We start from the raw sequence: 14,499 nt of genomic DNA, 5'->3' as shown, positions 1-14,499 counted from the left end.
TCCATGTGATTGTCTCACCGACTGCCTGTCCCGAGGCACCGGATGTTGCGGGAGCCCACGCCAGCGGCCGCTTAACTCGACGCCGCGGACCGATGGCCGACGTCGAGTAAAGCGTCTGTACCATGTCCATGAAGCAGGCGAAGACACCAACGTCAGTTGGGTCGGGATTGTCAAGCGATAGCCATTTTGCTGAGGCTATAGAGGGATCGCTGAGGTGGCAGCCGAGCGGTTCGAGTCGCGGGGACTCGACCATGTTCGGCGCAGGCGCGAGCACTCGCTCCGGGAGCCGGGCAGAGCCGGGTAGCTCGGAAGGTCACAGATGAGTGGAGCGGACATTACGGGGAGGGGTGGCGCCAGAACCCCGAGATTCGGCAACAGTTCGTCGACTTCATGAGCAAGCATGGGGCTCAAGTCACACACACCGTGGAAAGCCACACGCACACCGTAGGAGAATTGATGGATACGGAACGGCACCGTCAGCTCGTGGCAAGTCTGGCCGAGTTGTCGATCCCTTGGAGAGTTCTGCATGGGCCGAACAATGGACCCGTGATACGGTTGACTCCCGTCGCATCGCTCGAGACCGCACGACTCGATTTGGGCATCTCTTCGGATGGCTGGTGGGTCATAATAGGGGAGAGATCCGCGAGCGAGTTCCCGCTGGGGCATGAATGCGTATTTCTGTTACCAATCCTGGAGGTTACGCCGGTGGAGGCGCGTCAACGTCTTCTGGAAGGGCTGCGAACGAAAGGAATACCGGAGGAGTTCATAGAATTATTTCCGTTCGAAGATGTGGTCGCTACGGGTCTTGCGAGCGAGTCCCTGCGCTGGGCCTCTCTTGCGCTGGATTGGGCTAAACTCATCGATCGCTCGCCGAAGGTAGCACGAGCGCTTGCAGCGCTCGCCGATTCTGGTCCCACGCAGAAGCTTCGTCATGAGGGGCGACGCCTGCTGAAGAGGAGATAAATGTGGTGTAGTCACGAGCGTGTAGCAGAGGGGCGCGCCTACGCGGCGAGGTGGCCGTCGCTAAGAGTGCAGCGGCGAGGAGCGCGGGCCGTCGCTCGTCTTCGCCGAAGCGGCGCAGAGCATCTTCCTGGCCGACATGAGCGGCGACGGGCTGGTGGACCTCGTGCGGATCCGGAACGGCAACGTGTGTTACTGGCCCAACCTCGGCCATTGCCGCTTCGGCGCCAAGGTGCAGATGAGCGGCAGCATGCGCTTCGATCACGAGGGCCGCTTCAACCCGAAGCGCATCCGGCTCGCCGACGTGGACGGCTCGGGGGCGACCGATATCGTCTACGTGCACCCGGACGGCGTGCGCTTCTATGCGAACAACGCCGCCAACACGCTGGCTGCGCCGGTGATCTTGCCGCAGCTGCCGGACGTGAGCGATCTGGCGTTGGTCGATGTGATCGATCTGCTCGGCTCCGGGACCGGGTGCCTCGTGTGGGCCTCCTCGCTCCCCGGGGCGCGCCCCGCGGTGCGCTACATCGATCTGCTCGGGAGCAAGAAGCCGCACCTCTTGACCTCAATCTCGACCAACCTCGGAAGGACAACGACGGCGACGTATGCGCCGTCGACGAAGTTCTACCTGGCCGACCGGGCAGCTGGCCGCCCGTGGGTGACGAGGTTGCCGTTCGTGGTCTACGTCATCGAGCGCGTCGAGGTCTTCGACGCGATCTCGCGCCACCAGGGCGCAAGACGAGCTCTACGCGCTTTACGGCCAGGGCGCGATCAAGCCGCTCGTCTCCGCTGCGCCGCCGATGGCGGAGGCGAAGGCGGCCATGAAGGCGGTCGCGCCCCGCGCGACCACGGGCAAGGTGGTGCTCACGACCGCGCGAGGCGGCGGCGCGCTGACGCGCTGACGCGGGAGACCCGGCCCGCTGCGCGGCGGGCTGGGTCCTCGGCCAATCTCACGAATGCCGCCGCCGCTCACGAGAGCGGCAGCGGCGCGGAGGATGGATTCAGTTGCAGCCGCTGGCGGTGGACGCCTCCGGGAGCGCCGCAGGCGTATCCTTGTTGTCCGTCGTCAGGCCGAAGCCGTACGGGAACAGCGCGCCGTCTTCACCGCGGTTGACGCGCTGGCAATCGGTCGCAGGCCAGGAGAACGAGAGCTTGCCCTGGAACTGCTGCTTGCCGAACAGCACGTCGGCCACGCCGCCGCCCTCGGAGCCCGGGAGCCACGCGGCCACGAAGGCGTCCGAGCGGTTCAGCTCCTTGTTGACATAGAGCGGACGGCCCGACAGAAAGACCGTCACGATCGGCAGATCCGGCTTGGCCGTGCGGATCGCCTGGAGGACCTGCAGATCCTCGGGGTGGAAGACCGCGTGCTCCAGCGTCTTCGCGTGCGGGGTGTCGTCCGTCGCGAGCTGGATGTCCCCGTACATCTCGGCATAAGGCGTCTCGCCGATCACCACGATCGCCGCGTCGAAGCTCCCCGAACTGGCGGCGGAGCCGTTGGCGCTCAGCGTCGCCTGGCCGCCGCCGGCCGACACCAGGTCCTGGATCCCCTTGAGGATCGACGTCGCGCCGGGGAAATCGGCGTTCGTCACGTCGGTGCCCTGCCACGTCCGCGACCAGCCGCCAGCCTGGTTCGGGATGCTGTCCGCGGACTTGCCCGCGACGAGCACCTTCGCCGACGCGGCGAGGGGCAGGACCCCGCCGGCGTTCTTGAGGAGGACAAGAGATTTCCGGACCGCCTCGCGCGCGAGGGCCCGGTGCTCCGCTTGCCCGAGCACCGATTGATCGCCCGCGAACATCCGCTTCGACGGCGCCTGCTTGGTCTTCTTCGGGCCGAGGAGCCCCGCCCGCATCTTGACCCGCAAGATCCGCGTCACGGCGTCGTCGACCCGCGCCATCGAGATCTGGCCCCCCTTCACCTGGCTGAGGGTGTTCTCGTAGAACGCCTTCCAGTCGTCCGGGACCATGATCATGTCCACACCGGCGTTGATCGAGGCGGCGCACGAGGAGTTGGTGCAGCCCGACACCTGCCCATGACCGTTCCAGTCGCCGATGACGAACCCGTCGAAGTGGAGCTTGTCCTTCAGCACCCCGGTGAGCAGATCGCCCTTCCCGTGCATCTTCTGGCCGCGGATGCTGTTGTACGACGCCATGACCGTCTGCGCGCCCGCCGGGATGGCAGACAGGTAGCCCTGCGCGTGGATCGTGCACAGCTCGGTGTCGGAGGCGAGGTTGTTCCCCTGGTCATCGCCCTTGTCCGTGCCGCCGTCACCGATGAAGTGTTTGGCCGTCGCGATGACGCGCGTCGCGCCGAGGAGATCAGGGCTGTTCGCGGCGCCCTGGATGCCTTGCACGACCCGGCCCGCATAGGCGTTCACGATCTCGGGATCCTCGGAGTAGCCCTCGTACGTGCGGCCCCAGCGGTCGTCGCGCACGGTCGCGAGCGTCGGCGCGAAGGTCCAGTCGAGCCCGGTCGCGAGGACCTCCTTGGCCGTCGCGGCGCCGATGCGCTCGAGCAGCTCGGGGTCGTGGGCCGCGCCGAGGCCGATGTTGTGCGGGAAGAGCGTGGCGCCGCGGACGTTGTTGTTCCCGTGCACCGCGTCGATGCCCCAGATGATCGGGATGGCCACGCGGCCACCGCTGGTGTCCACCGAGGCGTTGTAGAAGTCGTCGGCGAGCTTCACCCAGTCCGCCGCCGTCGCGTTCTTGTTCTTCCCCGGCCAGGAGCCGCCGCCGTTCAGCACGGAGCCGATGTTGTACTGCTTCACCTCGGCCGGCGTGATCTTCTGGATCTCGGCCTGCACCATCTGGCCGACCTTCTCCTCCACCTTCATCTTGCCGAGCAGCTCGGTGATGGCCGCCTCGATCGCCGGATCCTGCGCGATCGCGCTCCGCACCTCGGGCCAGCCATTGTCGCACGGCAAGAGGCCGACGCTGTCCCCGGCGCCGCTGCCGCCGCCGCCGGTGCTGTCGCTGCCGCCGGTGCCGCCGCCTCCGGTCCCGGAGCCGCTGCCGGAGGAGCCAGCGCCAGCGCCAGAGCCGCTTCCGGAGCCAGCGCCAGCGCCGGAGCCGGCGCCAGCGCCGGAGCCGCTTCCGGAGCCAGCACCAGCGCCGGAGCTGGCCCCGGAGCCGGTCGCGTTGTCGGACGTGTCGTCACCGCAGGCGGCCGGCGCGAGAACGACAGCCGCCGCCATGATCCATGTTGCATACCGTGTGAGGCGCATGAGTGCTCCCCTCTCTTGTCGATGAGATGAAGGATGGGCTTTAAGGTGAACCGTGACAGTCGAGCAAAGCGTCGATCGGGACGTGTAAGAAATATAAGACAGAGAGGGAACGTTCTAATCCATGACTCCCCCCGCACGCAAGCCCCCCTCACGCCGCGACCGAGGGTTCGCCCGCGCGAGCGCGTGATCGCGCGAGCGTCACCGCCGCGCCGTCGCCATGAGCCCGAGCCTGGCCTCCCGCGTGCCTCGTGGCGCGCCGGATGACACGGTGCGTCCTGGGACGCCACCGGTTAACCATAGTCCGAGTCGGGCCGCAATATACAAACCCGATGGCGCGGCGCGGTAATCCACCCGTGGCATAACGCGACAACCCGTGCACGAGCGAGCACGCGACGGGCTCATCGATGGATGCGGGCTCACCGGGGTCGAGCACGTCATCTCCGATCCGAGGATCGAGAGACCGCGCGAGGAAGACAAGGAGGAGCGCTGGCATCCGCGCGATGACGAGAGACGCTCAGAGCAGTTGACATTACCTGCATTCCGTCGGTGTCGAGGGAGCTGGCGCTCAACGCTTCATCATGAAAAGGACGATGAACAGCTATCATGAGCCGTGGCACCTCGGGGATTACGATGCAGCCGCGACACCACGCCGCGCGCGAGCTCCAGATCGTCGAGCCCCCCTCGCGCGGTCGTACACCGGCAATGAGGACTCCAGCCGGCGCGTCACGATCGACGCGGCCGACGGGGCCAGCGGGCAGAGCCGTGGCCTCACTGCAGCGCGGGCCGGCGGGCGAGCCGGAGCGTCCACCGTCGCGATTCAGCGGAAGCATATTCCGTCAAGGGAGCAATGATAGAATCGTGTCGTCTGTGCGGCAGCATTTACCCGCGATACTGTACGCGCCTATTCTCCGCGCATGGTCTCTATCCCGCGTACTTCCATTCGTCTTTTCATGACCACCGGTACGCTGCTCCTCGCGCTCGCCGCGTGCGGTGACGACGAGGTCGGCTTTGGCTCAGGCGGCGCAGGCGGTGAGGCCGGCGGCGGCAGCACCAGCAGCCGCGCAGGAACTGGCGGCGGCAGCACCAGCGGCACGGGCGGCGAGGGCGGCACCGGCGGCGCTCCCGGCACCGGCGGCGAGGGCGGCACCGGCGGCGCTCCCGGCACCGGCGGCGAGGGCGGCACCGGCGGCGCTCCTGGCACCGGCGGCGAGGGCGGCACCGGCGGCGCTCCTGGCACGGGTGGCGCGGGCGGCGCGGGCGGCGAGCCCTCCACCGCCGCCACCACCAGCGTCGCGGCGAGCTCCAGCAGCTCGGGCGGCGAGTCCTCCACGGCCGCCACCACCTCCGTCGCTGCTGGCTCCGGCGGCTCGGGCGGCGAGTCCTCCACGGCCGCCACCACCTCCGTCGCTGCTGGCTCCGGCGGCTCGGGCGGCGAGTCCTCCACGGCCGCCACCACCTCCGTCGCAGTCGGCTCCGGCGGCTCGGGCGGCGAGTCCTCCACCGTCGCAGTCGGCTCCGGCGGCTCGGGCGGCGAGTCCTCCACCGTCGCAGTCGGCTCCGGCGGCGCGGGCGGCGAGTCCTCCACGGCCGCGGTTGGCGCTGGTGGTGCTGGCGGCGAGTCCTCCGCTGTCGCAGTCGGCGCCGGCGGCGCGGGTGGCGACGACACCGGCGCGGGTGGCGCGGGTGGCGCGGGGGGAGGCCCCGCCGAGCTCCTTTCCTGGGCCGAGGACGTGCAGTCGCTCCTCGAGCAGCGCTGCGCGTCCTGCCACACCACCCGGGAGCCTCCACGCGGCGGGCTCAGGATGACCGACTACGAGACCACGCAGCTGGGCGCGACCAACGCCGTCTGCGCAGGGCTCACGAAGGGCGAGTGCATCCTCGTGCGCATCAAGGCGGGACACATGCCGCCTGGCCGCGGCTGCACCGGCACCGCGGAGGACGACGGCAACCCCCAGTGCATCACCGAGGACGAGGAGCTCCTGATCGAGCGCTGGATCACAGACGGCCAGCTCCCGTGAGCCGGCGAGACGCGGCGGCCCCCTCCGCGCCTCACGTCACCTCGGCTGCTCCAGGAGCGCTCCGTCTCGATACGCCTCGATGAGCCGCTCCAGGATCTCGATCTCCCGCTCGAGCTCCTCCCCCTTCTCGGTGTCTCCCACCCGGCGCTCGGCCTCGTAGACCTCCACGTCCGAGATCACGGGGATGATGTCCTCCCCCGCCTCGACAGCCTGCTCGACCGACGTGAAATGGTGGTGCTGCGCGAGCCGCGCCCCGCTCGCCTCGAGCACGAGCGTGTACCCCTTGTCGCCGTACGCCTCCGAGAACGCCCCGTCGATCGTCACCGCGCGGCGCGACGCCTTGATCGGCGACTCCCCCCGCTCGACCCGGACCGGCACGTGCCCGTTCACGATGAGCCCGCGCTCCTCGTCCACACCGAACTCGCGGCACACCCGGCCGCAGAACGCGGCGTCGTGGATCAGGTGGAAATAAGGGTTCTTCGTCTCCCTGTGCGTCCTCTCGTCGGCGACGAAATACGACTCGAACGTCGTCATCCGGTCCTTGCCGAACATGGGCGAGAGCGGCCCGGTCCAGAGATACCAGAGCATGTCGACGTCCTCCTGCGCGCCCGCCCGGAAGGCCCGGCGCACCGTTCGCTCCAGCGCGTCGAACAGGGCCCTGCCGCGGCGAACCTCGCCGTCCACCACGAAAGGAAGGAGCTCGCCCTCGCCGTCCACCGGGACACAGCCGTGGAAGATGAGCGCCCGGTCGCGCCTGAGCCATGTCGTCCCCTGCTGCACCATCCAGCGCATCTGGCGGGACAGCGCCGGGCTCCTCAGGAAAGACTCCTTCAGAAGGGCGACGCACGCCGCCTCGTCCGGCGTCAGCGCGTACGGATCGCCGGGGTCGAGCGTCGGGAAGCGCGCGTCGAGCAGCGGGAACACCTCGCCGTCGATCGCGACCGTGCCCGCGCGCGCGTCGATGCGATGGAGCAGGCAGCGGTGCTCGAGCGCGTACTCCGGGCGGCGCCGGCAGAGCTGCCCCTCCAGCTTGAACTGGAGGACGGCCGCGGCCTTCTGCATCCGCGCCATCAGGAGGGCGTCGCGCAGCCCCTCGCCCCGGACCGCGAAGCGCTCCGCCGGATCGTCGGCGTAGGCCGTGCGCGCGAGCCGATCGAGCGGCGCCACGGAGATGCCAAAGCCCTCTTCCAGCTGCGACAGGCGCCCGTACCGCAGCGAGAGCCGGACGACCGTGGCGATGAGCGCCTCCTGGCCGAGGCTCGCGCCCATCCAGCTCACGTCGTGGTTGCCCCACGCGACCCGCACGCGCGGCTGGCGCATCAGGTACTCGATCACCTTGTCGAGCCGGGGACCGCGATCGCCGAGATCGCCGGCCACCACGAGCTCGAAGACCGTCAGGTTCCGGATGGCGCGCGCCGTGGCGCGCAAGATCTCGATCTCGCGGCCGTGCTGCACGAACGGCTCGATGAGCGCGTCGAGGTAGCCGCCCTCGCCGAGGGCGGCGCGCGCCGAGACGAGCTCGCGGAGCAGGCCCCGCATGTCCTCCGGGAACGCCGCCTCGACCTGGCGGAGCGTGTAGCGCAGCGACAGCTCGCGGATGACCTCGACCTCGCGCGCGAGCGTCCAGAGCAGGAAGGCCCGCCGCTCCGCCTCGCTGCGGGACGCGACGCGGGCATACCTCTCGCGAGGGTAGTAGACGACCGAGAGCAGCGCGCGCTTCTCGGCCGCCGTGAGCCGGTCGCCGAAGACCCGCTCGACCAGCGGCCGCAGGCTCCCCGAAGCGTTGTTGATGATGTGCTTCAGCTTCCTGTGCTCGCCGTGGACGTCGCTGACCACGTGCACCGTCCCCTTCGGGAGCGACAGGATCGCCCGCAGGTGGCCGATCTCCGAGAGCGCGGCCTCGGTCGTCGGGTACCGGCCCGCGAGGGCCCGGAGGAGCGGCAACTCCCGCGTGTCAAGCATGGCGCCACAGCATAGAGCAAGGCCGCGGGTCGACGCACGCGCGCGACGTGCTCCCCGCTGAAGCGACCGGGCAAGCGCGCAAGACGAGCACATGTGCCTGGCTCTGCCGCGTTTCTCCTTGCGGCCGCGCGGCGTCCGACTAGCAAATGCAATGGAGCCCATGCAATGATGTGGCAGCGAGGCAGCATCTCCGCGCCGAGCGGCCTCGACGTCGGCCCACATTCACCAGCGAACGTCCTCTTCCTACATGAGCAAGTCTGTCCTGATCATCGATGACGACGTGGATCTGGCGACGACCCTGGCCGAGACGCTGCGCGATCTCGGTTATGAGGCGACGCCTTTCTTCAGCGGGCGAGAGGCGCTCGAGCGGCTCCTCGACGGCGAGCGGCCCGGAGTGATCCTGCTCGACCTGATGATGCCGAAGATGAACGGCTGGAAGGTGTGCGACGAGCTCTGCGCGGTCCCCGCGCTGGAGGAGATCCCCGTCGTCATCATGACCGCGGCGTCGAACATCAAGCAGCCGATGCCGGCGCACGCGCGCGAGGTGCTCAGCAAGCCGTTCGAGCTCGACGCCCTGCTGAGGACGATCGACTCCGCCTGAGCGGCGCGCGCCGCCCCGAGCGTCGTGGAGGCGCGTCGCGCACCGACCGCAAGATTCTCCAAGAGCGCCAGGGCACCCCCCCACTAGCGTCTCCGGCGTGGAGGCGCCCTCTCGTGGGTCCTCCTCGTGAGGAGGCAACATGTACGATCACATCGGAGTCAAGGTGAAGGACATCGAGGCGAGCGTTCGCTTCTACGCCGCTGCGCTCGGGCCGCTCGGCCACGTGCTGTGCGGCCGCGATGAGGCTTATGCGAGCTTCGGTCCCGAGGGGGCTCCGGCCCTTTATCTGCAGGTGGACCACGGCCCCCGGGGCCCCGGCGCGCACATCGCCCTGCGCGCCGCGGATCATGCCGCGGTCGATCGGTTCTACCGGGAGGGGCTTTCGGCCGGCGGCCGCGACAACGGCAAGCCCGGCGTGCGCGCGGATTACGGCCCGACGTATTATGCCGCTTTCCTGCACGACCCCGACGGCAACAACCTGGAGGCGGTCTGTATGAAATAGGGGCGCAGCGCGCGGCCGTTGCGCCATCGCCGCAGAGGGCTCCGGCCGCCGCGCCGAGGCGGCCTGGGCGCCGAGCCCCGGGCTACCGCTTCTTCTTCGCCTTCGGCGGTGCGCTCGGCTTGATATCGATGCTCGTGGCCCCCTGGCACGGCACCTGCGCTGTCACACCCGCGCTGAGCCACTCGGGGAACTTCGTCTTGCCGGCCCGGCCGACGCGCACGAAGAAGCGGCCGCAGCGCACGGCCAGCGCCTGGTTCACATCCCCCGCGTACTTGCCGGTCATGTAGACGCCCCCCGGCTGCGGAAATCCCACCGTGAGCAGGCCCTGATCCTTGGGCAGCGACGCAGGATTGCCCCCCTGCCGCGCCTGGCTCGCGGCCTCCTTCGCCGCCGCGGCCTCCTTCGCCGCGGCCTCCTTCGCCGCCGCGGCCTCCTTCGCGGCAGCCTCCCTCGCCGCCGCGGCCTCCTTCGCCGCGGCCTCCTTCGCCGCCGCGGCCTCCTTCGCGGCGGCCTCCTTCGCCGCCGCGGCCTCCTTTGCTGAAAGCGTCTTCGCCGCCTGCGCCTTCCCTGCTGGAGCCTTCTTCGTGGGGGGCGACTCGCTCGCCGCGGACGCCGCCGCGGCGACGGGCTCGACGATCGCGGGCGCCAGCTCCACCGCGACAGCCGGCTCGGGCCGATCGCGCCGCGCCACGTAGATCCAGAGCCCCGCCACCACCGTCGCCGTGATCGCCGACACCGCGATCGTCCCGACAGGCGACAGCGAACGCGGCGCTTGCCATGGCAGCCCGGGCAGCCGCGGGCGCCGCGACGACGCGCCCGCCGGGGGCGACGACTCCCCGGGAGAGCCGCCGCGGCCCTCCGCGCTCGGCCTCGGGTACGGCACGCCCCCGGGCGGCGTCAGGCCCGATGAGCCATCCACCGGCACCGTCACCCCGGGCGGCGTCAGGCCCGACGCGCCCATCGGCACGGTCACGCCAGAGGGGGTCACCGGCGAGCCGGAAGGCGGCTTGGGCGGCGCACCCAGGAACGCGGGCGCGAGATCCGCCGGGAGGGCCGGCGGCGGACCGAAGCGGATCGCCTCCGGGATCACCGACGTGGTCGGCACGAAGCGGGCCGCCTCCGCGCCCGTGCCAGGCATCGTCGTGCCGTCCTCCTCGAATATCGGATCGACCTCGGTCAACGTCGGCGGCCCGCCCTCCGGCGGCCCCTCCTCGGCCGCCGCCGCGTCGCGCTCCGCCGCGCGCTTCGACGCCTCGAACAGGCGGCCGAACGTCTCGCGATCCGGCAGCGCGGGCCTTCGTCCCTCGACGCCCTTCGCGCCGTCGCCCCTCACCTCGGACGCCGCCGGCACCGGGATCGTGATCGGCTCGGGCGCGCCGATCGACGCCTTGCCGTCCTGCCGAGCCGACCCGATCAGCGCCTCGGACGCCCCCGCCGAGGGAGGCGCGGTCTTCGCCTGCGCGCCGGGAGTCCGCAGCCTCGCGGCGCCGCCGTCCCTGGCCGCCTGATCCCTGGCAAAGAGATCCTTCGCGAGCCGCTTCGCCACGTCCGCCGCGGGCCTCGCGGTCTGACCTCCCTTGCCCTTGACCGGGATCGTCGGCCGCCGGTCCTCCTCGTGATCCGCGTCCTCGATCTCGATCGTCGCGTGCGCCGATTGCACGCGCGTCACGAGCTCGGCCTTCCCCTTCTCCGGGCGAGCGACCTTCGCGAGCGCCTGCTCGATCTCGTGAACGGTGATCTTCCGATCGTCCGGCGCCGGCGCGAGGGCCGTGTCGAGCAGCGCCACGATCGGGCGCGGGATCTCCGGCCGGATCGTGGCGATCGCCTGCGGTCGCGTGCCGTCCGCGGGCGGCCGCCGCCCCGTGAGCAACGACCAGAGCAAGAGCCCCACGCCATAGATATCGGCCTTCACCGTGACGCGCTCGGCGCGCGCCTGCTCGGGCGCCATGTAGCCCGGCGCGCCCTTGACCACGCCCGCGATCGTATCCGGCGTGCGCCCGAGGATCTTGCCGATGCCGAACCCCGTCAGCCGCACCTGCCCGTCCCACCCGATCACGATGTTCTCCGGGTGGAGGTTGCGATGGATGATCGGCGTGGGGCTGCCGTGCTCATCGACGGACCCGTGCGCGTGCGCGAGCGCCCCGGCGATGCAGTGGACCAGGTAGTAGACCGCCGCGTCGGCGAGCTTCTGCTGCCGCGCCGCGATGTGCTGGTGCAGCCGATTGAGGTTCACGCCCTCGACGTGCTCGAGCACGAGCACGAGCCGGCCGGCGTGCTCGAAGAAGTCGAACATCCGCACGATCGCCGGGTGGTTCATCGTCGCGCAGATCGACGCCTCGCGGGCGAGCTCGTCGGCGAAGCGCGGATCACCCTCGGCGGTATTCGGGACGAGCTTCAGCACGCAGACGCGGCGAAACCCGAGCGGCCCATCCAGTCGCCCGAGATAGACGCTGGTAGGCCCAGAACCGGACAGGCGCCGGAGAATCTTGTAGGCCCCAATCGTCTCGGGAGCGGGCTCCGTCGGAAACATCCGGGGCCGATCATACCCAAGCGGGGCGAAGCCCCCAAGCCAACGACCAAGACCGATCACTTCGCGGCGCCGGGAGGCGCCTCCGGGCGCCTCGGTACGAGCCCATGCTCCACGCGCCCTGTACGGCGCGTCGCTCTCCCGTTCGCCAGAGAGCGGTACAGCTGATCAGCAGATGCCCGAACAGCTGTGACGGATCACCGTGGAGAACCCTCCGGCCGCGCTCGCGCGGCCGCGCCTCTGGCCTTCGAGCGGCGCGGGGCCTGGGCTATAAGCCGCCGCGATGAAGCTCCGTGCCTGGCATCGATTGCTCGCCGTCGTGCTCCTCGCGGGCTGCGAGGCCGCCGTCCCGCCCCCTCCGCCCGCGCCGCCCCCGCCCCCGTCGCCGAACGCCGCCCCCGCCTCGGCGCCTGCGCCCGCGCCGGCCGCGCCGGCCACGCCGGCGTCGCGGTTCCCCGCCGGGTGGCCTTACCCCGAGGGCGCGCCGCCGGTGCGGGGCCCCTCGATGGTCACGAGCGACGCCGCCCTCGCCACGAAGGTGGGCGCGGAGGTCCTCGCCTCGGGCGGCAACGCCGTCGACGCGGCGGTCGCGACGGCGTTCGCGCTGGCCGTGGTGCACCCGACGGCCGGCAACCTCGGCGGCGGCGGGTTCATGGTCGCGCGCGTCGGCGACAAGGAGCACGCGCTCGACTTCCGCGAGACCGCGCCGGGCAAGGCGACCCACGACATGTACCGGGGCAAGGACGGCAAGGCCACGGAGAGCGCGCGCGTCGGCCACCTCGCGGTCGGCGTGCCCGGCAGCGTGGCGGGGCTCTGGGAAGCGTACGACAAGCTCGGCTCCAAGAAGAAGACCTGGGCCGAGCTCGTCGCGCCCGCGATCCGGCTCGCGAAGGAGGGCTTCTCGGTCGACGAGAACTTCGCGACGACGGTCAAGGCCGCGTCGGGCAAGCTCAAGCGCTTCCCGGCGTCGGTCGCGCTGTTCCTGCCGGGCGGCGCGCCCATCGAGATCGGCGCGACGTGGAAATCGCCCGAGCTCGCGGCGACGCTCGAGCGCATCGCGGAGAAGGGGCCCGCGGGCTTCTACGAGGGCAAGACCGCCGAGCTCTTCGTGGCCGAGATGCGGCGGGGCAAGGGCATCATCACGGCCGCGGACCTCAAGGGCTACAAGGCGAAGTGGCGCGAGCCCGTCGTCTTCGAGTACCGCGGGCGCCGCGTCGCCTCCATGCCGCTCCCGTCGTCGGGCGGCCTCGCCCTCGCGATGATCGCGCACCAGCTGGAGGGGCTCGACGTCGCCAAGCTCGGCTGGCACTCGCCGTCGCACGTGCACGTGGTCGCCGAGGCGATGCGGCGGGTGTTCCTCGCGCGCAACGAGGTCCTCGGGGATCCCGATTTCGTGAAGAACCCGGTGGACGAGCTGCTCTCGGTCGCGTGGGCCGAGAAGCAGCGCGCCACGATCGCGGCGGACCGCGCGACGCCGACCGACGAGCTCGCCCGCGGCGCGGCGGTCAAGGACTCGGGCGGGCGCGGCCCGCACACGACGCATTTCTCGGTGGTCGACGCGCAGGGCAACGCCGTCGCGCTGACCACGACGCTGAACGGCTGGTACGGCTCGGGGGTGACGGTGACCGGCGCCGGATTCGTGCTGAACAACGAGATGGATGACTTCGCCGCCGTGCCCGGCACCCCGAACCAGTTCGGTCTTGTGCAGGGGGAGGCCAACTCCATCGCGCCCGGCAAGCGCATGCTCTCGTCGATGTCGCCGACGATCGTGACCGGGAAGGACGGCCGCGTGGAGCTCGTGCTCGGCGCCGCGGGCGGCCCGACGATCCTCACTGCGGTGTTCCAGATCCTCTCGAACGTTGTCGACTTCGGCTTCGACGTGACCACGGGGGTCAACGCGCCGCGCTTCCACCACCAGGACTACCCCGACAAGCTGTTCGTCGAGCAGGGCGGCTTCCCCGACGAGCTGAGGAGCGCGCTCGGCGCAATGGGCCACACCCTCGACGACCGCGGGCACATCGCCGACGCGCCGTCGATCGGCCGCGAGGGCGCCGCGTTCGCCGGCGCGCGGGAGCCGCGGCGACCCGGCTCCGAGGCGGCCGCCGGGAAGTAGCGCCGGCGGGGCGCCGCGCTCCCCACATCGGCTCACGCGACGCCCGCCCATCCCACAACGGGCGGGCTCCATGGCCTGCTCCGGACCGGGCAGACCGACGCCACGGCGCGCTCGGGAGCGCCGCCGGCTGGCGGCCCCGACAGCGAGCCACGCCCGCGTCGACCGACCCACCCGACCCACGTTGCCGCCCGCCGGGCGACGCATGTTGTCGGGACGAGATGGCAACGGTCAATCGTTCAGGCGTCTCCTTACTCCTCTGTCGGGGGCCGATCGTTGCGCATTTCAATGGCTTATCGATGAGGGAAGGCGCCGCGCGTCTCAGGCACTTCCCTAAGGAGATCCCTCTCCATCTGGCGCACCTTGGCCGTTCCCGGCACGGGCGTGTGCCCCGTGCACCGTGGTTCCTCGCCTCGTGAAGGCGTCATCGCGTGATGCACGTCCGACGGCCCTCTGCGCCACGGAGCGCCGTGCGTCCGAGCGGCGAGGCGACGCTGTTGTCACATTCGCTCCCGAGCGTCGGATCGAGTCGTGCGCCGCTCGCCTGACGCGCGGCGTCTCGGCGGCGGAGCCCGCCGGGAGCGCTCGATCCGCGTGC

Annotated in this window: 8 protein-coding genes and 1 pseudogene; 6 read left to right on the top strand and 3 right to left on the bottom strand. The window is 70.7% G+C overall.

All coding sequences use genetic code 11. From position 1 onward, the window contains the following. Positions 1 to 333: 333 nt before the first annotated feature. Together WME82_RS46425 and WME82_RS46420 are read left to right on the top strand one after the other, a co-directional pair. Positions 334 to 963, top strand: a pseudogene (locus tag WME82_RS46425) (hypothetical protein); the annotation flags it as partial. Positions 964 to 1,099: 136 nt separating this feature from the next. Further along, positions 1,100 to 2,074: a toxin TcdB middle/N-terminal domain-containing protein gene (locus WME82_RS46420; protein WP_438040573.1), complete on the top strand. Its 975-nt coding sequence runs from the start codon at positions 1,100 to 1,102 to the stop codon at positions 2,072 to 2,074. Here WME82_RS46420 and WME82_RS46415 read toward each other — a convergent pair. After that, the gene (locus tag WME82_RS46415) at positions 1,962 to 4,181 is read right to left on the bottom strand and encodes a glycoside hydrolase family 3 protein (protein WP_438040572.1); all 2,220 of its coding nucleotides are present in this window, start codon (positions 4,179 to 4,181) and stop codon (positions 1,962 to 1,964) included. The genes WME82_RS46420 and WME82_RS46415 overlap by 113 nt on opposite strands. A gap of 950 nt (positions 4,182 to 5,131) precedes the next feature. Here WME82_RS46415 and WME82_RS46410 point away from each other — a divergent pair. Further along, positions 5,132 to 6,199: a hypothetical protein gene (locus WME82_RS46410; protein ID WP_438040571.1), complete on the top strand. Its 1,068-nt coding sequence runs from the start codon at positions 5,132 to 5,134 to the stop codon at positions 6,197 to 6,199. A 36-nt stretch (positions 6,200 to 6,235) separates the two neighbouring features. Here the strand turns inward: WME82_RS46410 and WME82_RS46405 are convergent, their stop codons facing one another. Beyond that, entirely contained in the window at positions 6,236 to 8,161 is a 1,926-nt protein-coding gene (locus tag WME82_RS46405) for a fructose-1,6-bisphosphatase (RefSeq protein ID WP_438040570.1), read from the bottom strand. A 247-nt stretch (positions 8,162 to 8,408) separates the two neighbouring features. Here WME82_RS46405 and WME82_RS46400 point away from each other — a divergent pair, with 247 nt between their 5' ends. Then, positions 8,409 to 8,762, top strand: coding sequence for a response regulator (locus WME82_RS46400; RefSeq protein ID WP_437742845.1), 354 nt, complete (start codon positions 8,409 to 8,411; stop codon positions 8,760 to 8,762). A 139-nt stretch (positions 8,763 to 8,901) separates the two neighbouring features. Beyond that, entirely contained in the window at positions 8,902 to 9,264 is a 363-nt protein-coding gene (locus tag WME82_RS46395) for a VOC family protein (protein WP_438040569.1), read from the top strand. 82 nt (positions 9,265 to 9,346) lie between these two features. Here WME82_RS46395 and WME82_RS46390 read toward each other — a convergent pair whose 3' ends face one another. Beyond that, on the bottom strand, positions 9,347 to 11,794 hold the full coding sequence (locus tag WME82_RS46390) for a protein kinase domain-containing protein (RefSeq protein WP_438040568.1): 2,448 nt from the start codon (positions 11,792 to 11,794) through the stop codon (positions 9,347 to 9,349). A gap of 280 nt (positions 11,795 to 12,074) precedes the next feature. Here WME82_RS46390 and ggt point away from each other — a divergent pair, with 280 nt between their 5' ends. Then, a complete protein-coding gene (ggt, locus tag WME82_RS46385) occupies positions 12,075 to 13,904 on the top strand; it encodes a gamma-glutamyltransferase (RefSeq protein WP_438040567.1) in 1,830 nt (609 codons plus the stop codon). Positions 13,905 to 14,499: the final 595 nt, after the last annotated feature.

This window comes from Sorangium sp. So ce128 (assembly GCF_051525245.1).
Classification (GTDB): domain Bacteria; phylum Myxococcota_A; class Polyangia; order Polyangiales; family Polyangiaceae; genus Sorangium; species Sorangium cellulosum_B.
This window is presented reverse-complemented; position numbering and strand designations above follow the sequence as displayed.

Excerpts from the sequence above, each read along its gene's own strand:
- WME82_RS46420 (WP_438040573.1), top strand. The coding sequence starts at position 1,100 with ATGAGCGGCGACGGGCTGGTGGACCTCGTGCGGATCCGGAACGGCAAC.
- ggt (WP_438040567.1), top strand. The coding sequence starts at position 12,075 with ATGAAGCTCCGTGCCTGGCATCGATTGCTCGCCGTCGTGCTCCTCGCG.
- WME82_RS46410 (WP_438040571.1), top strand. The coding sequence starts at position 5,132 with ATGACCACCGGTACGCTGCTCCTCGCGCTCGCCGCGTGCGGTGACGAC.
- WME82_RS46400 (WP_437742845.1), top strand. The coding sequence starts at position 8,409 with ATGAGCAAGTCTGTCCTGATCATCGATGACGACGTGGATCTGGCGACG.
- WME82_RS46405 (WP_438040570.1), bottom strand. The coding sequence starts at position 8,161 with ATGCTTGACACGCGGGAGTTGCCGCTCCTCCGGGCCCTCGCGGGCCGG.
- WME82_RS46390 (WP_438040568.1), bottom strand. The coding sequence starts at position 11,794 with ATGTTTCCGACGGAGCCCGCTCCCGAGACGATTGGGGCCTACAAGATT.
- WME82_RS46415 (WP_438040572.1), bottom strand. The coding sequence starts at position 4,181 with ATGCGCCTCACACGGTATGCAACATGGATCATGGCGGCGGCTGTCGTT.
- WME82_RS46395 (WP_438040569.1), top strand. The coding sequence starts at position 8,902 with ATGTACGATCACATCGGAGTCAAGGTGAAGGACATCGAGGCGAGCGTT.